The sequence below is a fragment of the Methanoculleus sp. genome (genome assembly GCF_036677455.1).
In the GTDB taxonomy this organism is placed as follows: domain Archaea; phylum Halobacteriota; class Methanomicrobia; order Methanomicrobiales; family Methanoculleaceae; genus Methanoculleus.
On sequence record NZ_JAVBWL010000011.1, the window covers coordinates 1 to 23981 of the forward strand.

Below are 23981 nucleotides of genomic sequence, written 5' to 3' on the forward strand. Positions count from 1 at the left end.
ACCGGGAAGACGACCGGTCTTCCGGCCTCCCCAAGCGCGCCGAAGATAGCAGCCATATTCTCCCTGCTGTCGGTGTTCGAGGGGCGGTGGACGGTGACGACGAGGTACTCCCCCGGTCTGACCCCAACCTCTTCGAGAACCCGGGAGCGTTCCTCTGCAATCACGCAGTTGTACTCCATCGCGTCGCACATCACATCCCCGACGAGGAAGACGCCCTCCGTGACCCCCTCAACCGCGAGGTTTCTCGCGGCCGTCTCCGTCGGGCAGAAGAGGATATCCGATGCGTGGTCGGTGAGCACCCGGTTCACCTCCTCGGGCATCCGGCGATCGAAACTCCGGAGCCCCGCCTCGACGTGCGCCACCGGGATGTGGAGTTTTGCCGCCGCGAGCGCGCCAGCAAGGGTCGAGTTCGTGTCGCCGTAGACGAGCACAACGTCCGGCTCCTCCTTCTGGAGGACGTCCTCGATCGCACCGAGCATCGCCCCGGTCTGGCGGCCGTGGGTTCCGGAGCCTATGCCGAGGTTGTAGTCGGGTTTTGGGATACCGAGCTCCTCAAAGAAGACCTCCGACATCCCGTGGTCGTAGTGCTGGCCGGTGTGGACGAGGATCTCCTCGTGCGCCTTCCGGAGCTCACGCGAGACGGGAGCGCACTTGATGAACTGCGGCCGGGCGCCGACTATCGATACGATCTTCATGGTTTACCGAATGGGATGGTTGTTTTTGTCGCCCCGGCCGATACCCTTGTAGATGAACCCCGCCCGGATGAACGCGTCCGGGTCGACGACGTTCCTGCCGTCGACGATGACCGGGTGCTCCTTCCCCGACGACTCCTTCACCCGTGCCGCCTCAAGGGAGGCGTAGTGGTGGTGGCCGGTGAAGACGACGACGGCATCGGCTCCCGCAAGGGTCGCGTCAAGGTCGTGCGAGACCTCGATCCCCGGATACGTATCCACATACGGGTCGTGGACCCGGACCTCAGCGCCCGCCTCCTCCATCGCCGCGAGGTAGGGCTCTGCCGGCGTGTTCCGGGTATCGTCAGAGTTCTGGATGAACGCCCACCCGAGGAGCGCGACCTTCGCGCCAAGAAGGGGCTTTCCCGCCCGCCTGAGCCCCTCGGTAGTCAGGTGGACCATGTGCCGGGGCATGAACTCGTTGATCTTCCGGGCGACCCCGAAGATCGACTCCGACCCGTGCGGGTACCAGAGGTCCCCACCGAGGACCTGTGCCCCGCGCTCAAGGTGCCAGGAGTCCTTCGTGAGGCAGTGGCCGCCGACCCCGGCGCCCGGCCAGAGGATGGCGCGGGTGATCCCCTCACCCTTGAGGGAGTCGATCCCCGCCCGGACGTCGTAAACGTTGACGCCCATCGCCTCGCAGTGCAGCGCGAGCTGATTCGCTGCGGCGATCTGGAGGTCACGGAAGGCGTTCTCGGCGGTCTTCGTCACCTCGGCCGCGGTCGCGGTCATCGGGATGATCTTTCCCGTCGTGAGGACGGGCTGGTAGAGTTCGACCGCCCGTGCCGTCGAGACCTCGTCGATCCCGCCGACGATCCGGTCGTGTTCGCGGATATTGCGGAGCAGCCGCCCGACCATCACCCGTTCGGGGGCGTGGGCGAGGGCGAACTCCTCACCGGCGACGAGCCCCGACTCTTCTTCGAGGATCTCGCGAGCCATCCCGGCAGTCGTCCCGGGGGTGACCGTCGACTCGAGCACCACGAGCGTGCCTTCCGTTAGGTGCTTCCCAACGTTCCGGAGCCCCTCGATCAGCGCCGAGAAGTCGGGGATGAGGTCTTTTGGGTCGGCAAACGGCGTCTGGATGGCGAGAGTCACCGCATCGCACCCCGCGACCTCCGAGAAGTCCGAGGTGCACCGGAACCTCTCTACATCGACGACCTTCTTCAGGAGTTCCTCAAGCCCCGGCTCCTCGCCCTTCAGCGGCGACTCACCGCGATTCAGCATATCAATCTTGTAGCCGGATGAAGCGGAGGCCCGCTGGAACCCGAGAACGGACTCAAACTCCGGGGCATCCGCAAAGAGCACCGCTGCGGGGATCCCCACATAGCCCATCCCGACGACGCCGATCTTTCTGATCGGGCCCCTGGCGTTGATGATCGCTTGTAACGTATTGCTCATGTAAAAACCATCCTAGCCTGTAAAACACCGCGCGACGTCCTCGCAGATCTCCATATTCAGCAGCGCCTGCACGGGGCTGACCGGGAACTCCCGGCCGCGCGCCGCGCAGTCGAGGAACGTCGAGAGCTCGAGTTTCAGCGGCTCCTGCTTGTTCACGAGCACCTTCTCGATGATGTTCTCCTGGACGTAGCGCTCGTCCTCGACCGCATACTGGCCGGGCTTCCGGTGGATGTAGATCTCCTGGGCCATGAAGTCCCCCTCGATGGTGAACTCCTCCTCCTCGATGTAGATCATCCGGATCTTCTTTGAAGACTTCCTGCTCGCCGAGAGGTAGACCGGGGTCCCGTCGAAGGAGAAGAGAGCGCTGCAGACGTCCTGGTTGCCGCTGCCGGCGAGTCTGTACCCGCCATCCGGGAGGAGGACGTTTCGCATGATGTCCACGTCGTGGATCATCAGGTCCTCGACGACCGAGGAGCCGCTCACCCGGGACGACGCCGGGTTGTGCCGCTTCATCTCGATGTAGAGAGGGCTCTGGACGATCTTCTTGATCTCAGGCACGATCGGGTTGAACCGCTCGATGTGCCCGACACCGGCGACGAGGCCCTCAGGGATCTTCTCGATAAGCCGCCGGCTCTCTTCTGCCGTTGCGCATATGGGTTTCTCGATGAGCAGCGGCACCCCGGCGTTAATGACCTGCTCCGCAACGGAGAAATGATAGGGCGTCGGGACGCAGACGCTCACCGCGTCGACGCTTCCGAGCAGACCCTCAACGGTCGGGGAGGCTGTTGCCCCGAAGGCTCCGGCAAGGTCGCCTGCCGCTTTCTGGTTGACGTCGTACAGGTAGAGCGAGTCCACCGCTTTTAACTCCGAGTACACGCGGGCATGGTTTCTGCCCATCATTCCAACACCGATTACCCCGACATCCAAGATCTCACCGCCGATATCCTACGTGCCTTCTCCTGCGAGAGTGGTAATATACGTTCGCATCACTCTGCTATGACGTTATCGCGTCCCTCTTCCCGGGGTGCCCGGTGACCGCGGTCACTCTTCCTGCTCCGATTTAACCGGCCCTGAAAGGAGCCTCCCCCCGAAAGCCCGGGATAGTTGACAACCAATAAGGCCTTTCACGGCGAAACCAATCCTCGTGTTCCGTCCCTCCGGGTATCTCGCCCGTGTCATGCGCATCGATCCCGTCCAGCGCCAGAGCATCATCAGCCTCGCCTCAACGCTGGGATTGACCGCGATCGGGTTCCTCTCTACGATGTTCTTCACCCACACCGTCGGTCTATCGGCACTGGGCGCCTACTTCCTCTTTGTCGCCTACTTCAGCGTCTTCAACCTGATAGGCGACGGCGGATTCGGGGGCGCCGCGGTGAAGCGGATCAGCGAGGGCAACGACCAGAACGCATACTTCACCGCGTTCACCCTCCTCCGGGTGATGCTGCTGGCCGTCTCGTTGGGCTTTCTCCTCATCGCGCAGCCATACCTCGTCGACCTCACCTCATCGGGAATGCTCCCCTGGCTGGTCGTCGCGCTGGTCGTCAGCGTCTTTGTGAACATCGCCTCAAACAGCGTCTACGGCAGCGGGAAGGTCGGCATCAACCAGATCGGCGGTCTGCTCGACACCCTGGTCCGGATAGTCGTCCAGGTCGTCGCGGTCGTCCTCGGCTACGGCGTCGCGGGGCTTGCCGGGGGGTTCGTTGCCGGGCTCCTCGCATCAGGGCTCTTCAACTTCCGCTTCCTGGACCTCAGGCCAGCGCCGTTTGGCCGGTCCCACATCCAGAGCCTCTTTGCCTTCTCGTTCTGGACCTTCCTCAGCGCAAGCGGCTATCTCGTCTTCTCCTACGCCGATACCATCATGATCGGCCACTTCATGACCGAGGCTGACGTCGGCATATACCGGGTGGCGCTCCAGCTCACCTCGATCGCGACGTTTGTCACCGTAGCGCTCCACACCACCCTCTACCCGAAGATCAGCTACTGGGGGAAGCAGAACGACCTCGCTTCAGTGGAGAGCGCGCTTGCCCGCGCCTTCACCTACTCGCTCCTCCTCGCGGTCCCGGTCGCTCTCGGGGGCTGGCTCCTCGGCGAGCGGCTCCTCTACTTCTTTTACACAGCATCGGCCACCGCCGGGACAGGAGCCCTTTCGATACTCCTGCTCGTCCAGGTGGCCCACGTCTTCATGTTCCTCCAGACGATGTGCTTAAACGCCCTCGACCGGCCGCGCGACTCGTTCCGGGTGACGGCAGTCGCGGTCGCCGCGAACATCATCTTGAACCTCTTCCTCATCCCGGCATACGGCATCGTCGGGGCGTCGGCGGCCACGCTCGTCACCATGGTGCTGAACGCGGCACTCGCGAACCGCTCCCTCTCCCGGATGATCCGGGTGCGGATAGAATCCCGGGCCGTGGCGAACATCGTCCTTGCCGCGCTCGCGATGAGCGCTGTCATCATAGTCTGCTCGTACCTTCTCCCGCTCACAAACGTTCTCCTCGTCCTCGGGGCGGTCGCTCTCGGCGGGGTGGTCTACCTTCTGACTCTCCTCAAGATAGACCGGGGCATCCACGACGAATTAAAGGAACTCGCCGGGAAACTCGGTATCCCCTGGCCCGACATCCTCTGACGGGCTGCCGTCCGTCTCCCCGTCTGGTTTAATACAGGATGCGGTAATTTGTAGATATACACGAGGAAGACGATGGCAAAAGAGGTCCGTGAACTGAAACAGGAAGAGTTCCCGCTTGCAGAGAAGGTCTGGACACAGTACCGCGGCCAGAAGGCCGACCCGAAACGGGAGAGGATATACGGCGTCTTCGTCGACGGCGCCCTTGCAGCGACAGCCCGCTGCACCCGCCATTCGGGAGGTCTCGAGATGGACTGCGTCTTCACGCTCGACGAACACCGCGGGCACGGGTATGCAAGAGAGGTTGTGAAGAAGCTCCTCGACGAATGCGGTTCAGAGACGATCTACATCCACTCGACCCTCCCCCTGATCGAGTTCTACGGGAGCCTCGGTTTTGAACCCATCCCGGAGGCGAGACTGCCGGCAAGCATCAGGGAGCGGTTCCTCTTCTGCTTCGGGCAGATGGAGGGGTGCAACGTCGCCCCCATGATGCGGAACCCCGGTGGGGCCAGATAGATCGCACGAGATCCGATTACGGAAAAAGGCGGGCGTTCGTACCCGGGTGTATGATGGCGATGAAAACCCCTGCCACAAACACGGGGACCGGGCCTAGTGCTCGATCTTCTTGATATGCTCGATGGCGTTCTCCGCGAGTTTTTCGCGCCCCTGCAGCTCGGCGACGTCCCGTATCGCCTCGAGCATATGGACGGAGTCTTCGAGGAAACTCAGGATGTCGGCAGGGTAGAGGTCGATCCCGTATTCGTCGAGGAGATGGGCGCTGATCTGGCGGTGATCGAGCCCCATCTCCCGGAACTCGATGATGGTGAGGGTGAACTTCCTCTCCGGACACCCGCAGAAGGGAGCGTTCTTGCACTTGCAGTCCATGAAGTCGCGGAAAAAGGCGAGGAGCTGCTCGTGCATCCGGCGGTCGAGGTTCTCAAAGTTGATTGCCTTTCCGAGAGACTCAAGGAAGGCACCCGAGAAGACATGGTCCGGGAGCCGGAACCCTGCAGCACGCTCCAGCTTCCGTGCCGCCCGGAACCGGGCCTTGTCCGCAATCACGACGCTTCTCCGGGCTCCTCGTCAAACTTCGCCAGAGACTTCATGGCGTTGCTCATATTCTCGATCTCGATGAGCCACTCATCGAAGAGCCCGGGATTCTCCGCGTCGTCCTTGATGTACTTCGCGCAGCAGGTGGCGCCGTCGATCACGGCGGCCCCAATGTTCGCCGCAACCTCGAGCGCCTCCTCGAGGTTCTCCTCGTCGATTCCCCGGCCCTTCTTCACGAGCGTCTTGATGTCCTTATCGAACTCGCCCTCGAGGTACTTCCGGGCGGCGGTGAAGAGCACCAGCAGCGAGAGCTGGAGCGATCCGATGATATCCTCGAGTTCTCCCTCGGGAAGCCCGGTCATGACGATCAACTCCACGTCGTCGAGTTTCGCGACGGTCTCCTCCTTCGTGAATCGACCGTTCTGGTAGAGACGGATGATCTTCAAGACCGAGAGGGTGATGTCCTCGGTGAAACCATAGAGCAACTGCTCGCCCTCGGAGACCTCCTCGCCTTCGGCGGGCTCAAAGTTCGCCTCCTCAAGCGTTTTTATCCAGTTGTCCCAGCGCTCCTGATTGTAAAAAATATAGAAGAGTTTCATGGGTTCTGCCTGTTTGGCACTCGCTTTCTTTGCCATATCAGTACACATTCGGAGTGCCTCTGTTAAAAACCATTTGCTTCCGGTGCAGAAGGCTTAAATTAGCGCGATTCACGAAGATTCATGTAGGACGAGAGAGCATAAGAAGAGAGAATTGTAGGGGTTCGCGGACCGGGTGCGCTCCTCGAATCCTGCAAGCCGGTCGCGGCGCAAAACCCGCCGATACAGAACCCGGACCATGGGCATCGGCGACGATACCGCTCTGACCCCTGGAGGGGCGCGAGGGAGGTGTGAATCTGGAAGTAGTGATGATCAGATACGGCGAGATCTTTCTCAAGAGCGAGCCAGTGAAACGGCGGTTCATATCGATGATGACCGAAAATATCAGCCTCGCGCTGGAGGCCGAAGGGCTCGCTCATCGCATCGAGACCCCGCGGGGGAGGATCCTGATCTTCGGCGACGAACCCCGGCAGATCGCCGCCATCGCCGCGAAGACGTTCGGGGTGGTGAGCGTCAGCGTCTGCACGGTGACCACCCCCGATATCGACGGTATCGCGGCCGCAGCCGTCAGGCTCGCAGAACGGTGCCTCCGGCCGGGGATGTCGTTTGCTGTTCGGGCGCGCCGGTCAGGTGTTTCGGGGTTCAACAGCCAGGAACTCGGGGCGGCGGTCGGCTCAGCGGTCCTCGACCGGATCCCGGAGGCCAGGGTGGACCTGACGGCGCCCGACTACGAGGTCTTCGCGGAAGCCCGGGAGTTCGGCGGCCTCGTCTACGACGAGAGGATCGGCGGGCCGGGTGGGCTTCCCTACGGGACGCAGGGCGAGGTGATGACCCTGCTCTCTGGGGGCATAGACTCGCCTGTCGCCTCGTGGCTGATGATGCGGCGGGGATGCCGGATGGTGCACGTCAACATGAAGAGCGGGCGGTTCGGGGGTGCGGATACCGAGAAGAACGTCCTCCAGAATCATGCCCGGCTCTCGGCCTGGGTTCCGGGGCACCCGCTCGACCTCCTCGTCGTGGACATGGAACCGTTCTTTGAGGCGATCACGGCCTTGAAGGAGCCCCGCTACCGGTGCATCCTCTGCAAGCGGTTTATGCTCCGGGTGGCAAGCATCCTTGCGGGAGAGCGCGGCGCTGCCGCCCTCGTCAACGGCGACAACCTGGGGCAGGTGGCCTCCCAGACGCTCGCAAACATGACGGTGATCGCCCCGGCGGCGTCGGTCCCGGTGCTCCGGCCGCTGATCGGATTCGACAAGGAGGAGATCGTCGAACGCGCCCGCGCCATCGGGACGTTTGAGGCACACCCCGGTGATGTCGGGTGCACGGTTGCTCCCCGTTACCCCTCCACAGCGGCACCCGCGGCGACGATCGCGCAGATCGAGCGGGAACTCGACGTGGAGAGCCTCGCGGCCCGGGCGGCGGAGACGGTGCGGCGCTACCGCGCAAAGAACGGGGGGATGGAAGGGGGCAGGTGAGGGGTTTTCGACCCGGGAATGTTGTCCCCCGGGGACCCAAAATAGACATCTTCAGGTCCCTGAGGGTTGGACCTCCCCCTCGTCACCGCCCTCCAGCGCGGCGTCCTCTTCCAGAGGCGTATCAAGGTCCCCGACGGCCGCTGCCATCGAAAACCGACATCGGCGGACTCATGTCCTTCTCAGACTCCTGGTAGGATCGATGGAAGTCACGATAGAGAGGGATTATATCCTTCTTCTTTTTCGTCAGAGCCCTCTGGAAGCCGTATTTCAGATAGAATTCCTCCGAGTCCTGTTTAGAGTCAACCGTGAGCATTCGGCACCCAACATACCGCGAGAGCCGCATGGCGATGGCCACCGTCTTCAACAGCATGGCCCGCCCGACGCCCCGGCCTTCATACTCCTGGTGCGTTGCCAGTCGTGCGATCTTCAGCGCCGGATAGTGCGGATATGGATACCCTTCTTCGCCGTCGTCGTCACCGATGCCTTTCCTGATGATACAGTCGTTGGTGAGCGTGAAAAACCCGGCAATCTGCCCTTCGTATGATACGATACGCGTGACCGACAGCCGGGCGGCCTGATTTTCAAGCGCGTCTTCGATCAGGAACTCCGTCAGGTCCGGCTCCCTGCACCAGAACAACGAAACGTCGATGTCTCCGTTGAGAAGAGAAAAAGATAGGTTATCAAAGGGTATTTTCGCGTTCAAAGTCGCATCTCACGGGCGAGGATGGCGGCTTCGCGGATCAGTTCGCGGCCGTCATCGGTGTCTATGGGGTGGTCCAGATAGCGCTGGAACCGCCGGGCGTCTTCCCCCTCCAGGACAAGGCCAAGTTCGATCGGTTTTGCCATCTTTCTTCCCTCGTAATATGGTAAAGTGTTCCCGGAGTACCTAAATAAGTTTCCCCGGGTTAGGTCCTCCTGCCGTTCTTTAGCGGCATCTTTTCCCGGGCCGCTGTCAACCGGCCTATTGCGGTCCACTCCCCCAACCCCGGGGAAGAGGTGGAATCGCAAGCCTGGAAAGAGCAGACTCCTATCTACGGGAGCATGCCCCGACGCGAGGAGGGAGTAGTTGACAGAATATTCAGCCCGTTTTCCCGGGCAACCTCGACGAAAGCCTCTCCGACATGCCGGATCTGCTTCTCGGTCAGCCCGAAGGTGTTGAACTTCCAGACCCTGGTCGATCCGGGGATGACCCCGGTGATCCCCCGCTTCTTCATGTCGCTTGCGAGGAAGAATCCGCGTTTTTTGTGCCGCAGTGCCACCGCATCGAAAGACTCGCGGGTATCTATCCGGGTCAGGGTGTGCTGTCTCGGATAGTCAGAGAGGACTTTTGTCCCCTCGATGGAGAGGAGGGCGTCCGTAACCGCCTGGGAATGCGCCACCTCGGTCTCCCAGTGTTTCACCCGCTCCCTGACGTGGGGGAACGAGGCCATCATCCCGACGACGGTGACGCCCATCAGGGTGCAGCCCATCATCTCCACCTCTTTTAAGCCGAACGTCCGGCCGGTGACGTCACCCTTTGCCTGCGTCGTCCGGAAGACTCGCTCGGCCTGCTCATTCGTCGTCGCGAGGACGCCGGAGGGGGCCGGGGCCGCCATGCTCTTGTGCCCCGACCCGACCACGAAGTCGGCGCCGAGCGCTCTCCCGTCGACCGGCATGATCCCGACGGTGTAGGCCCCGTTGACGAGCACCGGGATGTCGTACTGGTGGGCGACCTTGATGATGCCCGCGACGTCGTGGACGTTCCCGAACTGGTAGTCGACGTGATCGACGAAGAGCAACGGCGGGGCACGCGAGAACTCCCGGATCACCGCCTCGATCTTCTCTGCGGCGGCATCAGGGGTGATGTGGTTCAACTCGTTCTTCGGGATCTCCCGGGGGATCCCGCCCGCCGCCTCGACCGCCATGAACTCGGTGTAGTGGGCGAGCGCCGTGAGGATGACCGGGTCGCCTTTCGAGACAAGGGTGCTTGCGACCGCCTGGAACCCACGGCGCGCCCCGGGGACCACCCGCGCGGTATCCATATTCAGCCATGCGGCAAGGTCCGCATGGTACTGCGCGATGGGGGGGTTCTTGATATAATCGAGTCTTGGCGGGTTCCTACAGTTGTCACAGACCGAGTAGCCGTCGCCGAAGGATATCGCCGCCTTCATGGCCTCGGCAGTGAGCCGCCCCCCGGCCTGGATCGGGTCGATGTTGATGTACATCTCCTCGACGTCGCGGGCCTCGATATCGACTGCGCACTTCACCTGACCAGCTCCTCTTCGATGATTGCGATCTGCCGCTTCACCTTATCGAGCGTGGTTGCGGCACGCTCTTTCTCCGCCTCATCAAGGTCGTGCTGCGGGGCTGTCTCCCGCAGGAGGAACCGGATGTCGGACAGAAGGAAGAGTGCCTGAAAAACTGCGTCAACGGCTCTTTTTGACACGAGATCACCATACAAATATTGGTGAGGGTATATTAGATTACGCGTATTTTGAGCGCCAACTCAGTGCCGAACACTTTCGCACCGCGCGGAACAGGCATTTATACTCTAGGGACATGGAGATTTAGTGGGCATGAAGATCGTTCACATAGCAGACACGCATCTCGGATTGTCGGCGTTTAACCGGGTAGATCCGGAGACCGGGATGAACCTGCGCGAGCAACTCATCTACGAGAACTTCCTTGCCTCTGTTGACCAAATCATCGGGATGCGTCCCGATGCGCTCGTCCATGCAGGCGACCTCTTCCACCAGGTCAAGCCGAAGACCCGCGCCTATACGACGGCGCTCGACGCCCTCTCCCGGCTGCGGGACGCGGGGATCCCGGTGCTCGTGGTCGCGGGCAACCACAGCATGGCCAAGACACGGTATACGGCATCGCCGTTCGAGGTGCTTGAGAGGGGAGGCTACGCTGCAGGCGACCTCTACGTCGCCCACCAGAACCGCTACCGGCGGGTCGAACTGGGAGAGACCGTCTTTCACCTGATACCGAATATGCTCCTTTCCGAGGGCTACCGGGCGGCGTTTGCGGAGGTCGAGTACTCCGGCGGCACGGACGTGCTCGTCACCCACGGCCTTGCGACCATCCTGAAAGATAAGCGGCTGCACACCGTCGCCGAGCACGAACTGGACGCAACGATCCTCTCCGACCGGTTCGACTACATTGCGCTCGGGCACTTCCACGGCCAGGTGCAGGTCGCCGACAACGCCTGGTACAGCGGGTCGCTTGAGCACTGCAACTACGGGGAGATCGCGGAGAAGAAGGGCGGCCTCGTCGTCGATCTCGCATCCGGGGACGTCAGGCACGTCGACCTCCCGCGCACCCCCATGCTCAACCTCGGTCGGATCAACTGTGACGGCCTCTCGGCCCGCGAGGTCGTGGAGGGCATCCTCGACGCGGCCGGGAGAGCCGGGAGGCGGGTCGATCGCACCATCTGCCAGGTCACGCTCGACGGAATCCGCCGTGAGACGCTCCGCACACTCGACCAGAAGGCGCTCGCGGACGTCCGGGGCCGGGCGCTGGACCTCAAACTCCAGGTGATAACCGCCGACGATCCGTCCCGGATATTCTGCGAGGACTCGCTCGTGGGCCTGGACTACATCAGTGAGTTCGAGCGGTTCGTAGAGCGGGAACACCTTGCACCCGGCGAGGAGGAGTTCGTGAAGAGGACCGGGACCGCGGTCCTCCGGTCGGTCATCGCGCGCCATAAAGAGGGAGAGCATGCTGCTGAATAGACTCCGGATGCGGAACTTCAAGCGGTTCCGCGACCAGGATATCGCTTTCCAGGACGGGATCACGGGCATCGTCGGGAACAACGGGACCGGCAAGAGCAGCATAGTCTCCGCCATCCTCTTCGCCCTCTACGGCCTCCAGGGGACCGGGCTTGACGGGAACTACATCGTCAGCTCGTTTGCCGGCCCACAGGACGTCTGCGAGGTCCGCCTGGACTTCCAGGTCGGCGGCAACGACTACGCCGTCGTCCGCAGGTTCAAGCGCCGCTCCTCCTCGACCCTCCACGAGGCAAACCTCTACCTGAACCAGAGACTCCTCGCAAGCAGCGTCCAGAAGGTGGGAGAGGAGGTACAGCGGATCGTCGGCATGGGCCCGGGCGACTTCCGGAACACCATCTACTCCGGGCAAAAGGAACTCCTCGCCCTGATCGAGAGCCGGGCTGGGTCCCGGAAGGACTGGTTCATGCAGGTGCTGGGCATCGATTACCTCAGGAAAGACAGCATGGACGACCTGAAGACGGTGATCGATACCCGGGAAGGAGCGTTGCTCGAGACCTCCGGGCGGCTCCGGGAACTCGATGCAGACGGTATCCGCGACCGCCTTTTGGGGCTCCGCGCCGACCTTGCCGGTGCAGAAGAAGCGTCGGCGACGGCCGGTGCCGCCGAGAAGAGGGCCGCCGGGCTGCTCGAGGATGCCCGGCGGGAGCGCGACCGGCTGCTCTCGGTGCGTGACCGATACCGCTCCCTCGCAAAGGAGGAGGAGGTGCTCGCGGCGGAGATCGCGCGGCTCCGCGCCGAGTGCCGGGAGGGTGAGGCGGAGATCGCAGAGCGGCAGCAATTTCAGGCCGATCTCGACGGGCTCATGCCCCTCGCCGGCCGCTACGAACCCCTGAAGGCGGAGGTCGCCGCGATGGCGGAGGCGAAGGCCGCAGCCGACCGCCTGGCCCTCGAGGCGAACGCCGCACACGAGCAGGTCTGCGAGTACGACGAACGTCGCGCGGGCATCGAGGCCGAACTCGCCGCACTTGCAACGGACGAAGAGTTGGTTGCCGGCCTTGCCCGGGAGATCGGGGAGTGGCAGGCCCTTCGTGATCGCATCACGGCGATGAAAGCGCTCCAGCCGGAGTACGACGCCCTCCGTGAGGAACTCGCCCGCATGGACGAGCGCTTCTCCCAGACGGAACGACGTGTCCGGGAGAACCGACAGGAGCTCGAAGCGCTCGAAGAGAAGACGCGGCACCTTCACGCGATCGAGGAGGAGATCGAGGATCTCGACCCTCTCAGGGCCCGGGAGGAGGTCTATCTCAAAGCCCTGGAGTACTCCCGGCAGGAAGAACGGTGCCTGCGAGAGGTCCGCGCCGCAGCGGATGAGATGAGCCTGCTCGAGAGCGAGATCGCCGGGCTTGCCCGACAGCTCGCCGGGATGGGCGCCATCGAGGAGGAGATCGAGTCGGCAGAGAGCCGGAAGGAGTACCTGACCTCACGGATCAGCGCCTGTGCCGAACGCCAGGAGGCGATCCGCGACGAGATCCGGAGACTGGCCGGACACCGGGCAGAGATTCTCGCCGCAGGCCCGGAAGGCTCCTGCCCGACATGCCACCAGGGCCTCGGCGAGCACTACGAGGAACTGGTCGACGACCTTGCAGCCGCTACCGCCTCGATGCAGAAGACGCTTGCCGGTCTCGAGCACGAGTATACGAGGGCGACCTCCGAGCGCGAGACCCTCACCGCCGCTCTGCAGGACCTCTCCCGGCAGCGCATCGCTTGCCAGCGTTTGAAGGAGCAGCACGCGCTCTACTCGTCCCGGCACGACCAGAGCAGCAGGAGCGTGCAGCGATGGCGCGCCGAGGCCGAAGAACACCGTGCCGCGATGCAGGTGCTCGGCGTTGACGAATACGATCCCGCGGTGCATGCCACCCTCAAGGAGCGGATCCGCGCTCTTGCGGAGAGGCGGGCGGCGGCCGACACCCTCCGGGGCGAGTGCAGCCGCCTCCCCTCCCTCCAGGAGGAGCGGCAGCGGCTCATCGCCGATGTCGAAGGCTACCTCGCCCGGAAAGAGGAGACTGAGGCGAAGATCACAGGGCTCGGGTTCGACCCGGCGGTCCGGCGGCGCCTGGAGGCCGAAGCGCAGGCGCTCGAAGGGTCGTACCGCACCTACACGGAGGCACAGGCCCGCCTCGCGCGGCGGCCGGCCCTCGAAGCGGAACTGAGAACCGTCGTCGCCAGGAACGGCGTGCTCAAGGAGAGAGAGGAGGCCGCCCGGGACGAACTCGCCCGCCTCTCGTTTGACCCGGAACGGTTCGCGCGCCTCGGCGAGGAGTGCGGCCGCGCCGAGGCGGCGCACCGGAGAGCGCTTGAACTCCGGGTCCGCCTCGAGGAAGTCCCAAGGCTCCTTGAGGGACTCAAGGCAAAGCAGGACTTCCTCACCGGCAGGGAGGCCGAGGCGCTCCGGGTCGGGGCGGCCATCGGCGACCTCGGGTTTGACGAGCGGGCAGTCACGGGAGCAGAAGAGGCACTCGCAGGGTGCGAGCAGGAGGTTGTGGCGGCACGGGAGCAGCGGTACGCAATCGGCGCCCGCGTAGCCGGCCTGAGAGCGAATATCGAGGAAGAGAGCGGGAGGCTTTCCCGGGCGGAGGACCTCTCCCGGCAGCAGGAGGCGCTCGCCGAGGAGATAGGGCGCCTGAAACTGACCCGCACCCTCATCAAGGATTACACGGACTACCTCCTGCAGGTGGTCAGGGACCGGATCGAGGAGGAGGCGGGGAGGGTGCTTGCCGAGATCACCGACGGGCGCTACGGGACGGTGATGCTCGACGACGACTTCACCGTCCTCGTCCACGATATGGGAGACGACTACCCGGCCGACCGGTTCAGCGGCGGAGAGCAGGACGACATCGCCATCGCCCTCCGGGTCGCCCTCTCCCGGTTCCTTGCCGAGGTGAACGGGGTGCACGACTCCACGTTCCTGATCTTCGACGAGATCTTCGGGAGCCAGGACGAAGGGCGGCGCAACAACCTCCTGCGGGCGCTCCGGACCCAGGAGGCTCATTTCCCTCAGATACTCCTCATATCCCATATCACCGAGGTCCAGGATGAGTTCTCGACGACGCTCATGGTCGAGATGGGGGCGGACCAGGCAAGCCGCGTCCAGGAGGTCGGGTGATGGACGCAAAGACCCTCTACCTGGACGCCATCCGGCGGGTCGCCGGGAGGATCCGGGAGTCTGCTCCGGAGGATCTTGTCGAGCGGTTCTCGGCGTGCAGCGGGTTTGATGCGTCATCATACCGCTGCTGCCGGCCCGAGTTCGACGGGACCGTCTGCGCAGTGGACGGGAGCAACACCATCGTCCTCGACGCAGGCAGTTTCACCATTGCCGCCGTCCGGGCATCGGTCAGCGCGTATGCCGGCAGCGCCCGCCTCTGTCACCGGACGACGCCCCTCCATATCGTCACGGTCAACCCGGGAGCCGGGAACGAGGACTTCGACACGCTCTTTTACGACTGTTTCCGCTGCTCCCCAAAGGCGCACCTCGACCATGACGACCCGGTCAGGAACACCGCCGTCATACGCGACACCCTCGAGTACTGGGCGGCGATGGAGATGGCCGCGGAGCTCGATACCGGGGACCTCATCGTCCTCGACGGCACGCTCCAGGTCCGCCATGCAAGCCACGACGAGGTCATCGAGAGACTCCTGAACCTCTGCAACCTCCGGGGGGTGCTCATCGCCGCGGTGACGAAACGGACGTCGCTCACCTGGGGCGGGGGGCACCCGATCGTCCCGGCGGCGGAGGGGCTTGCCCGCGAACTCTCCGTCCATGAGCCCTGGTACCTCTGCGTCTCCGCCGCCGGGGACCTCATCGACCGGCAGGAGGCACGCCCCTGGAAGCAGCGGGGCGAGCAGTACGTCACGCGGCTGCACCCGCGGGCAGAGCGGGCGTTCAAGGTGGAGATCCCGAAATACTACGGTCCGGATAACGTCGAACGGGTCTTCTCGGCGCTGGCTTTCTTTGCCGACGACGGGAGGGTCACGGGCTACCCCTACCCGCTCCTCGACGCCCACCTCACCACGAAGATCGGGATGGACGCGGTCGATCAGGTCCGCCGGGATATCATCCGGGACATGGACCTGCTCGGTATGACCTTTGCCGATTACACCGGCATCTTTGGAGACTACCACGATGAACTTGATCGATATTGACAGCGGCGACGCCTCGAAGTACCGCCTGATCGGGGACCGGGTGCTCAGCTACCGGTTTGCCGTCCCCCACGACGAAGAGCTCTTTCTCGGCGAGATCTTGAAGATCACCGACAACGTGAAAGGGCTGACGTTCTTTGCCAAGGTGAGCGACCTCCTCCACGACTGCAACTTCGCCGACCCGAACTGGGACACCCGCCCCCATACCGAGCACTTCTACGGTATCGGAGAGGACGTCTTCATCCTCGTCGAGGCGCTCCCGCTCGGCTACGTCGGCGTCGACGGCACCTTCCGGAAACCCCGGACGATCCCGGCGAAGTTCTCCCGCGTGGAACGGCCGGGCTCGGATGACTTTGCCTTCCTCCGGCAGGTGATGGGCGATATCGAGGTCGGGGTGATGAAGACCGGCCAGGACGTCCTGCAGGATGTGCAGGTCGCTCTCCCCTCGGCCGTCATGCGCCAGCATATGGGCATATTTGCGACCACCGGCATGGGGAAGAGCAACTTCATGAAGGTCTTCTGTGCCTCCTGCATGCAGGCCCGGGCGTTCGGGCTGCTCATCGTCGACCCGCACGGCGAGTACGTGGCGGGCGGGCGGTCATCGAGCGGCAAGGACACCCGGGGGCTCCTGCACTACCAGGCCGGCCGGGAGGGGCTCTCCGTCTTCTCCACCCGGTCGGAGCAGTTCCGGAAGAAGTACCGCCTGGAGCAGCTCTACCTGGACCACGACGACTTCCGGGCGCCCGACCTCCTCCTCCTCTACGAGCACTCCCCGCCCCAGCGCGAGGTCGTGGAGATGCTCGAGAGCACGCCCGGCTCCGACGTGATCGACTTCTTCCAGAAGACCGATTTTGCAACCTTCGACGCCGAGACCTACACCGGCCCGCACCCCCGGATTGCCCGGGACTTGAAGAACTTCTCGCCGAGCACGCTCTCGGTGATGCAGCGGCGCATCATGGGCATGATGAACCGGAACCGTGGGTTCCTCCGGAAGCAGGGCTCCTCCATCCCGGAGATCATGAAGGCTCTTCACGAGAACAAAGTCGTCCTGATCGATATTCCCGGGATGAGCGAGCAGAGCGAACTCTTCGTCCTCTCGATCATCACGCGCAAGATCATGCGCGACCACCAGGGGGAGGGGACCGGGGGCGAGGAGGAGCCGAAACAGGTGCTGATCACCATCGAGGAGGCCCAGCGGGTGCTGGGGTCAGGACCCGGGAGCACCCAGATCTTCCGGGAAGCCGCGATGGAGGGGCGGAAGTTCGGTGTCGGGCTCTGCGTGGTCACCCAGCAGCCGAAGAACATCGATGCCCGGGTTCTTGCCCAGTTGAACACCTTCGTGGTGATGGGGCTCTCCGACCGGGGGGACCGCGAGATCATCGCAAGCAGCGCAAAACAGGACCTCTCGCGCCTGGACACCGAGATTCAGACGCTTGAGCCGGGAGAAGCGGTCATCAGCACCATCGGGATACCGTTTCCCGTGAGCACCCGGATTCATCTCTTCGAGGACTACATCCAGGACCTCAACGGACGGCCGAGAGCAAAGCCGATAGACGACGGGCTTGATGCGACGTTTTAGAATACAAACACGAAGGTGATTCTGGCAGGAAACCGTACCGTTTCCGCCGTCCCTTCACTGAATTGCTTGAAGCCCTGCGGGCCTCAGGATTGCTGATCGTTCTTGATTTTCCGTATGGAGACACAGTTGACGACCGCATCCCCGGTCATGATGTAGCGTTTGACGACGATGCCGAGCACCTCGACCACGTCGCCGTTCTGCACATCTTCAAGGGGCGAGGTGAACATCTTGACCGATATCTCACCTGTCCGGTCGGCGACGAGGTACTGCGGCCGGTTGAGGAACTGGAAATACACCCGCTCGACGACACCCTTTATGCGCACCACCTCACCGAGCCGGTTCAGGTTGATCTCCCGTATCCGGGCGTTCTTTGCTTCCGCTTCATACATCGGCACCAGCGACGCATACTGCTTCTGGCTCATGTAGTTGAGCGCCATGGGTATGAGAAGCATCATGACTGCCGCAGGAACCGCCCAATACAGCGCGTATACATCCCCGGTTGCGAGGACGTAGACGGCAATCACGACCATAAAAAAGAGGAAGACGGCCACGGTAACGACCGTCACCCTCACTTTGATATCTCCGATCTGCATCGTTAATCAGGTCTACTTAGATCTACTTAAGGGCTGCAATTTCCTTTCTGAACGCGACCCAGTAGAGGACACCGACGAAGAAGAGACCTCCGACGATGTTACCGAGCGTGACCGGGATGACGTTGTTGGTCCACATGGCAACCCAGTTGACCGTGTCGACTGCCTTCGTGGGGTCGATACCCGTGACGAAGATGCCTGCCGGGATGAAGTACATGTTCGCTACGCTGTGCTCGAACCCGCTGGCAACGAATGCGAAGATCGGGAACCAGATACCAACGATCTTGCCTATCGCGTCGTCCGCGCATATACCGAGCAGGACAGCAAGGTTGACGAGCCAGTTACAGGCGATCCCCTTGAGGAAGGCCGACCATAGCGCCATACCGCCGACGTAACTCGTCTTCGCGGTTGCTATAGCTACCGCTCTTGAACCAAACGCGGTGACCGTTGCAACGCCTGCGGCATCGAAGCTGACAAACGGGCCGTATGCCATGATGTACGCGAAGACCACCGACCCGATGAAGTTACCAATGTACACCCAGAGCCAGAGGTTGAGCACGCTTGCCCAGCTGACCTTGTGGATGAACGCCGCCATGGGGGCGAGCATCGCGTCGCCGGTGAAGAGTTCGGCACCGGTCATGATCGTGATGATAAGCCCGACAGGGAAGACCGCACCCAGAATGAGCTGGGAGATACCGGGACTCGCGGCACCGAACCGCATCGCAACGTCAGTTGCCTGGATTCCGGTCGAACAGACCGTCGCCAGGGCAGCACCCATCGCGATGAATGCTCCGGACAGGAAGCCACGCAGAACCATGTTCCAGGCAGGGAGTCCGACCTTGTACTTCCCGGCGTCACCTGCTTTTGCTACGATAGCAACTGGAGGATGGAATACCATTTTTCATACACCTCTCTAAACGTCCTACCTATACCACCGAATAATCGGAATGGATAGGTCTAATTAATCAGTAATTTAAGAGTGCTATTAATAGGTTTCGAAATGATCGTCCCGAGCGGGGAATCGAATCCCGATTCAAGCATTTATCTCCCCTACAAGTTAATTCCTGTCGGTAAACATTAGAAAATGAAGAAACGGCGCTTTAACCATTGCGCCTGAAACCACGCAGAATATAGGTGAGTTTGAGAAGACGTTCGGAGAGGTCTGCGAGAACAGGCGAGTATATCGTCTAATTTCCGTGCATATTTAAGCCAGTCGACGAACGCACCGCAAAATACCCATAGATGCCTGCGCGTCGGAACCCGTCTCCAGGATCAGTGCCGGAACGGAAGAAACGGGGCTATTTTTTGAGGGCAGGCACATATCTTTAAGTTTTGGAGATGGTATCTGTCCCGGGATCCAGCCCATATCAAGGTGCCTGATGGCTCTCCTGCCATCCGCCTGCGGCCCCCTGCCGCGGGGTACACTCCGGGGGTGCCCCGGGAAAGCAGATGCGTTATCGGTCACGAGCATCAAGGCTTGTTTTCTCCTTCCTCACTCGAGTTCCTTACCTCCGGGCGGTCTCTATGCCATAACCCTCGTGATCTTCGTCGCAGCCTGGTATCATACCCCGACGAGACGTATATATCTTTCTTCCAGCGGTCGGGTTTCCCGTCAGGAACCCCAAAGGTCGATCCCGGAAGATCCGGGGCTACAGGGCATTGGCAGGCGTCCCAAAGAAGCCGGGCCACGGGCTCCGGGAGGACAGGGTAGCGAGGAGGGGGAGCCCCTTCCCGGATGGGGGCCGGGGCACCCGTTTTGCACCCTGTAGTGCTCGTGCTTCCGGACCCGCACCTCGCACCTGTGGTGCTCACGCTCCTGGCCCTTCGGCCCGTCGTTACTCGAAAACGCTTCGCGTTTTCTCGAACTCCGCCTGCCCCCGTTGGGGCACGCGTCGTTCACTTGAACACATCGAAGATCTGGTCGCTCCCGGTGGCGATGAGCCGGTCGCGCTCCGCGCTCTCCTCGACGAGCGCGAGCACCGGCGGGGTCATATCCTCTCCGGGATGGAACCCGAAGAGCCTCTCGAGATCGGTCTGGATGGCGTGGAGGAAGACCGAGTTCGAGATCTCCACGGGGCAGAGTTCCTCGCACTGGCCGCAGTTGACGCAGGAGTCCGAGATGTGCGCGAACCGGATCAGGTGGAACATGAACGGGGGCGGGATGACGCCGGGCTCGACCAGGTAGGCCTTCTTCGCGCTGCACTCGATGCAGTAGCAGATCGGGCAGTTCTCGATGCATGAGTAGCACTTGATGCACCGGCTCGTCTGCTCGCGTATCTTCTTCAAGCGCTCCGTCCCCTCACCGAGCGCCCCGAAGTAGCGTTCACGCCACTTATCGCCGAGTTTCAGCATCGCGTTCTCGACCTTACCGCGGATCTCGACCCCCTTCGGGTTTGCTGCTTCCGTCGCTACGGCGCCGGCCTCGAGAGCGCTGTTGAGGAGGTTTGCGCCCTTCTCGGAGCAGACCTCGACGAACGTGGCGTTGCCGGCTCGCTCACCAATAACGCCCCAGTTCCCGCAGGCGAGGTCCGCCTGGCGCGGGATCTTGATCTTGCACCGGCGGCAGTTCGAGCGGCGGCCGAGGCCTTCGTTCCCGAGGAGGTCTTCCGCCCCCTCCTCGAGTTCGTCGATCGAGATGGAGGCATGTTCGCCATCTTTTGTAACGACGATGAACTTTCCTTTGTCGATCTCCTCCTTGACGACATCGTCGGGGTCGAGATTGAGCTTCTCCCGGACGACAGTCCGCGCCACCTCCGGCCGGATGGTGCCGCCGCAGTTGAGGCCGATCACGATGATGTTGTCCAGGTTGACCTGCCCGCGCTTCGCCATCTCGTAGATCGCCTTGACGTCGCAGCCTTTGAGGACCGTCGCAATCCGCATATTCGGCTCGGTCGCGAGGAGGCACCGCCGCATCTGTTTGGGGAGGAGCAGGGTGCCGCAGTGGAGCGAGCCGGCCGTCTGTGCGATCTCGGCGGGGTCGGTGATCAGCGCCGGTATTGCGTCGTAGACGTCCGCGCCCTTCCTGACCGCAAAGACCCCGTCGACCATACCGCTCTCAAGAGCGTGGCGCAGCAGCGCGGTCACCGCTCCGCCGGTCTCCGCCTTCTCGCGGAGGTTTTCGTCTGTCGTCCATGCATAGAGTAAATCGCCTTTTCCCGCCATCTCTCACACCTCCGCAATCTTCTCGACCTTCACAGCACAGGCCTTGAACTCAGGGATCTTTGCGATCGGGTCGAGCGCGTTGTGGGTCAGCCTGTTCGCCGGATGCTCCTTGTAGTGGAACGGTATGAACATCACACCCTTGATGATCTCGTCCGTCACCTTCGCGGGGATATCGACCGAGCCCCGCCGGGTGCTCGCCCGGACGACCTCGTCGTCCTTGATCCCGAGTTCCTCTGCATCCTCGGGGTTGATCTCGATCCAGCCGATCGGCGCCTCCTTCTCCAGGCTCCACGACCGGCGGGTCATGGTGCCGGTGTGCCACTGCCAGATCGTGCGGCCGGTCGTGAGGACGAACGGGTACTCGGCGTCCGGCACCTCAGCGGCGGGTTTCCACTCGATGGGCGAGAAGACGCCCAGGCCGTCGGGCATTGCAAACGTCTCCCTATGAAGGATCGCCGTTCCCGGGTGCTCCGCGGTCGGGCAGGGCCAGTGCAGGCCGTCCGGGTCGAGGCGGGCGTAGGACATGCCGTGGTAGGAGGGCGTGACGGCGGCGACCTCGTTGAAGACCGCTTCGGGGCTTTCGAAGGTAAACTGCTTCTCATACCCCATCTTTGCCGCGAGTTCGCAGAGGATCTGCCAGTCCGGCTTCGCCTCGCCCGGGGGGTCCTGCGCCTTCCTCCAGCGCTGGACGCGCCGCTCGGTGTTGGTCTGGGTGCCGTCCTTCTCCGCGTAGCAGGCGGCAGGCAGGACGACATCGGCGAGTTCGCCCGTCTCGGTCATGAAGATGTCCTGGACGACCAGGAACTCGAGGTTCCGGAGGGCCTCCTCGACATGCTGGAGATCCGGGTCGGAGAGCATCGGGTTCTCGCCCATGATGTACATCGCCTTGATCTCACCGGGCTTATCGGCGAGGACGTTGATCATCTCGGTGACGGTGTAGCCGACCCTGCCCTCGGCGAGATCGTCGACGCTCCACATCTCCATCATCTTCTTCCGGGTCTCCTCGTCGGTGACCTTCTGGTAACCCGAGTAGACGTTCGGGAGAGCCCCCATGTCGCAGGCGCCCTGGACGTTGTTCTGGCCGCGGAGCGGGTTCACGCCGCTGCCGGGCTTGCCCAGGTTGCCGGTGAGCATCATCAGGTTCGCCGTCGATTTGACGTTGTCGACGCCGGTGGTGTGCTGGGTGATACCCATCGAGTAGATGAGCGCGGCGACATCGGCGGTTGCTATCCACTCGGCGGCCTGCTTGAGGCTCTCGGCCGGGATACCGGAGATCTTCGAGACGTTCTCAAGGCTGTAGGCCTCCTTCATGACGACTTCCTTGAGTTTCTCGTAGTCCTTCGTTCTGTGTGTGATGAACTTCTTATCCTCCCAACCGTTCCTGATGATCTCCTGCATCAGGCCGTTCAGGATTGCGACGTCGGTCCCGGAGACGAACGGCATGTAGAGGTCGGCCTGCCGGGCGGTCGGGGTATACCTCGGGTCGGCCACGATCACCTTCGCGCCGTTCTGCTTCGCCCGGACGATGCTCCGCGCGATGAGCGGGTGCTGCTCGAAGGTGTTGGACCCGAGGACGAAGATACACCTGGAGTCGGCGATGTCCTTGATCGAGTTGGTCATCGCGCCGGAGCCGAAGACCGCTGCAAGGCCCGCGACGGTGGACGAGTGGCAGAGCCGGGCGCAGTGGTCGATGTTCGGGGTCTTGAGCGCCGCCCGGGCGAACTTCTGCATCAGGTAGTTCTCCTCGTTTGAGGTCCGGGCGGAGGAGAGACAGGCCATCTCCGCGGGCTTGTAGGACCCGAACTTCTCCGCGATCAGGTTGTAGGCCTCGTCCCAGGTCGCCTCGACGAACGTGCCGTCCTTCTTGATGAGCGGCTTCGTGAGGCGGTCCGGGCTGTTGATGAATTCGTGGGCATAGCGTCCCTTGGGGCAGAGTTTGCCCCCGTTGACGGGGGCGCGTTGCCAGTGCCCCACGTCAAAGACCTTGCCGTTCCGGACGACAAGGTTGAACCCGCACCCGGTGCCGCAGTACGGGCATGTCGTTGATACATAGTCGATATCCATTCTTATTCCCCTCTGGCAAGGGACACCATATCACCCGAATTATATAATATACGTGGTCCAGGCGGGATTTTTGATGAATAGTGGCAGATTGCCGCGGGAACTTGCTTCAGAAGACTGCCTGACCGGGCAACGCCGCCGGGAGCGCGATCGGGATCGCCAGAGAGAGGTCGTGGTTCGTTCTCCATGACCCGGGAGGGACACCAACTTCAACCGGTCAGAGCGTGGCATCGCCGCCCAGTAACTTCTGCCGTGTCCGCTCAAGCGCGTCGACAAAGTCTTCAACCTCGTATGGGCTGAGCCCCCCGCCCCCGGAACTCTCACGCTCGAGGTATACGACCTGGAGGAGCGCATCTTTGAAGACCTCAAGACGGCTCTCCAGCGGGAGGATGATCTCGAACCGGTGGAAGATGCGGTCCGGGATGCAGACGAAATCACCATGGACGGATGCAAACGAGAGGATCTCATCTGCCGAGGGGACGTCGCCCTGGCTCACCTCGACATCCAGGACTGCGGGCGTATCGGCGCCCTCTTCTGCAAAACAGCGGGTGACCCTGATCTTCGTGGCTGCTCCTCCTTCGAGTGGTGTTCCGGGCGGGACATTCTCCCGGGAAATGATATAGTTTTATGCCGGGGCGCGGGAGGTCTTCTTCGGATAGCGGACACCGGTCGGGATTCGAGGGGTATCCCGGCTCGTCCGCCGGGAGGTGCAATAGAACGATCCGGCGGACGAACTGCTTGCAATGTAAAAAATAGTCGCACACAACTTATTTCAGCAGATTTATCCGCCCGGGCAAAGATGCTTCTTC

At 62.6% G+C, this 23981-nt stretch carries 21 protein-coding genes; 7 read left to right on the forward strand and 14 right to left on the reverse strand.

Annotated features, from left to right (window positions below):
* The 3 genes from wecB to V6K60_RS03445 all read right to left on the reverse strand — a co-directional run.
* A partial coding sequence (gene wecB / locus V6K60_RS03435) for a non-hydrolyzing UDP-N-acetylglucosamine 2-epimerase (RefSeq protein WP_332449118.1) occupies window positions 1-695 on the reverse strand: 695 nt, incomplete at its 3' end.
* Window positions 696-698: 3 nt separating this feature from the next.
* A complete protein-coding gene (locus tag V6K60_RS03440) occupies window positions 699-2129 on the reverse strand; it encodes a nucleotide sugar dehydrogenase (protein ID WP_332449119.1) in 1431 nt (476 codons plus the stop codon).
* A 12-nt stretch (window positions 2130-2141) separates the two neighbouring features.
* Complete coding sequence (locus tag V6K60_RS03445) at window positions 2142-3056, reverse strand: Gfo/Idh/MocA family oxidoreductase (RefSeq protein ID WP_332449120.1); 915 nt, start codon at window positions 3054-3056, stop codon at window positions 2142-2144.
* Window positions 3057-3306: 250 nt separating this feature from the next.
* Here V6K60_RS03445 and V6K60_RS03450 point away from each other — a divergent pair, with 250 nt between their 5' ends.
* A complete protein-coding gene (locus tag V6K60_RS03450) occupies window positions 3307-4752 on the forward strand; it encodes a flippase (protein WP_332449121.1) in 1446 nt (481 codons plus the stop codon).
* Between the two features lie 72 nt (window positions 4753-4824).
* A complete protein-coding gene (locus V6K60_RS03455; protein ID WP_332449122.1) occupies window positions 4825-5265 on the forward strand; it encodes a GNAT family N-acetyltransferase in 441 nt (146 codons plus the stop codon).
* A 93-nt stretch (window positions 5266-5358) separates the two neighbouring features.
* Here the strand turns inward: V6K60_RS03455 and V6K60_RS03460 are convergent, their stop codons facing one another.
* The gene (locus V6K60_RS03460) at window positions 5359-5811 is read right to left on the reverse strand and encodes a DUF5814 domain-containing protein (RefSeq protein WP_332449123.1); all 453 of its coding nucleotides are present in this window, start codon (window positions 5809-5811) and stop codon (window positions 5359-5361) included.
* The gene (locus V6K60_RS03465; protein ID WP_332449124.1) at window positions 5808-6434 is read right to left on the reverse strand and encodes a DUF2150 family protein; all 627 of its coding nucleotides are present in this window, start codon (window positions 6432-6434) and stop codon (window positions 5808-5810) included. Before V6K60_RS03465 ends, V6K60_RS03460 begins: the two co-directional genes overlap by 4 nt.
* A gap of 269 nt (window positions 6435-6703) precedes the next feature.
* Between V6K60_RS03465 and thiI the strand changes: the two genes are divergently transcribed.
* The gene (thiI, locus tag V6K60_RS03470; protein WP_332449209.1) at window positions 6704-7870 is read left to right on the forward strand and encodes a tRNA uracil 4-sulfurtransferase ThiI; all 1167 of its coding nucleotides are present in this window, start codon (window positions 6704-6706) and stop codon (window positions 7868-7870) included.
* 121 nt (window positions 7871-7991) lie between these two features.
* Here the strand turns inward: thiI and V6K60_RS03475 are convergent, their stop codons facing one another.
* The 4 genes from V6K60_RS03475 to V6K60_RS03490 all read right to left on the reverse strand — a co-directional run bounded on the left by V6K60_RS03475 (window position 7992) and on the right by V6K60_RS03490 (window position 10295).
* Entirely contained in the window at window positions 7992-8573 is a 582-nt protein-coding gene (locus V6K60_RS03475; protein WP_332449125.1) for a GNAT family N-acetyltransferase, read from the reverse strand.
* Window positions 8570-8716 (reverse strand): hypothetical protein, encoded by a 147-nt coding sequence (locus V6K60_RS03480; protein WP_332449126.1) that lies wholly within the window; start codon window positions 8714-8716, stop codon window positions 8570-8572. Before V6K60_RS03480 ends, V6K60_RS03475 begins: the two co-directional genes overlap by 4 nt.
* A gap of 185 nt (window positions 8717-8901) precedes the next feature.
* Window positions 8902-10116 (reverse strand): O-phospho-L-seryl-tRNA:Cys-tRNA synthase, encoded by a 1215-nt coding sequence (gene pscS, locus V6K60_RS03485; protein WP_332449127.1) that lies wholly within the window; start codon window positions 10114-10116, stop codon window positions 8902-8904.
* Complete coding sequence (locus V6K60_RS03490) at window positions 10113-10295, reverse strand: hypothetical protein (protein WP_332449128.1); 183 nt, start codon at window positions 10293-10295, stop codon at window positions 10113-10115. Before V6K60_RS03490 ends, pscS begins: the two co-directional genes overlap by 4 nt.
* Before the next feature lie 130 nt (window positions 10296-10425).
* On the opposite strand from V6K60_RS03490, the gene V6K60_RS03495 reads away from it, so the two are divergent.
* The 4 genes from V6K60_RS03495 to V6K60_RS03510 are packed head-to-tail and all read left to right on the forward strand — an operon-like array spanning window position 10426 to window position 17359.
* A complete protein-coding gene (locus tag V6K60_RS03495; protein ID WP_332449129.1) occupies window positions 10426-11586 on the forward strand; it encodes a metallophosphoesterase family protein in 1161 nt (386 codons plus the stop codon).
* Window positions 11573-14746 carry an SMC family ATPase gene (locus V6K60_RS03500; RefSeq protein ID WP_332449130.1) on the forward strand — a complete coding sequence of 1058 codons (3174 nt, stop codon included), beginning with the start codon at window positions 11573-11575 and terminating at the stop codon, window positions 14744-14746. Before V6K60_RS03495 ends, V6K60_RS03500 begins: the two co-directional genes overlap by 14 nt.
* A complete protein-coding gene (locus tag V6K60_RS03505; protein ID WP_332449131.1) occupies window positions 14746-15783 on the forward strand; it encodes a DNA double-strand break repair nuclease NurA in 1038 nt (345 codons plus the stop codon). The genes V6K60_RS03500 and V6K60_RS03505 overlap by 1 nt, the downstream gene beginning before the upstream one ends.
* Window positions 15764-17359: an ATP-binding protein gene (locus V6K60_RS03510; RefSeq protein ID WP_332449132.1), complete on the forward strand. Its 1596-nt coding sequence runs from the start codon at window positions 15764-15766 to the stop codon at window positions 17357-17359. The genes V6K60_RS03505 and V6K60_RS03510 overlap by 20 nt, the downstream gene beginning before the upstream one ends.
* 83 nt (window positions 17360-17442) lie before the next feature.
* Here the strand turns inward: V6K60_RS03510 and V6K60_RS03515 are convergent, their stop codons facing one another.
* From V6K60_RS03515 to V6K60_RS03535, 5 genes are all read right to left on the reverse strand, one after another.
* Window positions 17443-17952 carry a nucleotide-binding protein gene (locus tag V6K60_RS03515; RefSeq protein WP_332449133.1) on the reverse strand — a complete coding sequence of 170 codons (510 nt, stop codon included), beginning with the start codon at window positions 17950-17952 and terminating at the stop codon, window positions 17443-17445.
* Window positions 17953-17974: 22 nt separating this feature from the next.
* The gene (locus tag V6K60_RS03520; RefSeq protein ID WP_332449134.1) at window positions 17975-18847 is read right to left on the reverse strand and encodes a formate/nitrite transporter family protein; all 873 of its coding nucleotides are present in this window, start codon (window positions 18845-18847) and stop codon (window positions 17975-17977) included.
* A 998-nt stretch (window positions 18848-19845) separates the two neighbouring features.
* Window positions 19846-21111 carry a Coenzyme F420 hydrogenase/dehydrogenase, beta subunit C-terminal domain gene (locus V6K60_RS03525; RefSeq protein ID WP_332449135.1) on the reverse strand — a complete coding sequence of 422 codons (1266 nt, stop codon included), beginning with the start codon at window positions 21109-21111 and terminating at the stop codon, window positions 19846-19848.
* 3 nt (window positions 21112-21114) lie between these two features.
* Entirely contained in the window at window positions 21115-23175 is a 2061-nt protein-coding gene (gene fdhF / locus V6K60_RS03530) for a formate dehydrogenase subunit alpha (RefSeq protein WP_332449136.1), read from the reverse strand.
* A gap of 214 nt (window positions 23176-23389) precedes the next feature.
* The gene (locus V6K60_RS03535) at window positions 23390-23668 is read right to left on the reverse strand and encodes a hypothetical protein (protein ID WP_332449137.1); all 279 of its coding nucleotides are present in this window, start codon (window positions 23666-23668) and stop codon (window positions 23390-23392) included.
* Window positions 23669-23981 lie beyond the last annotated feature (313 nt).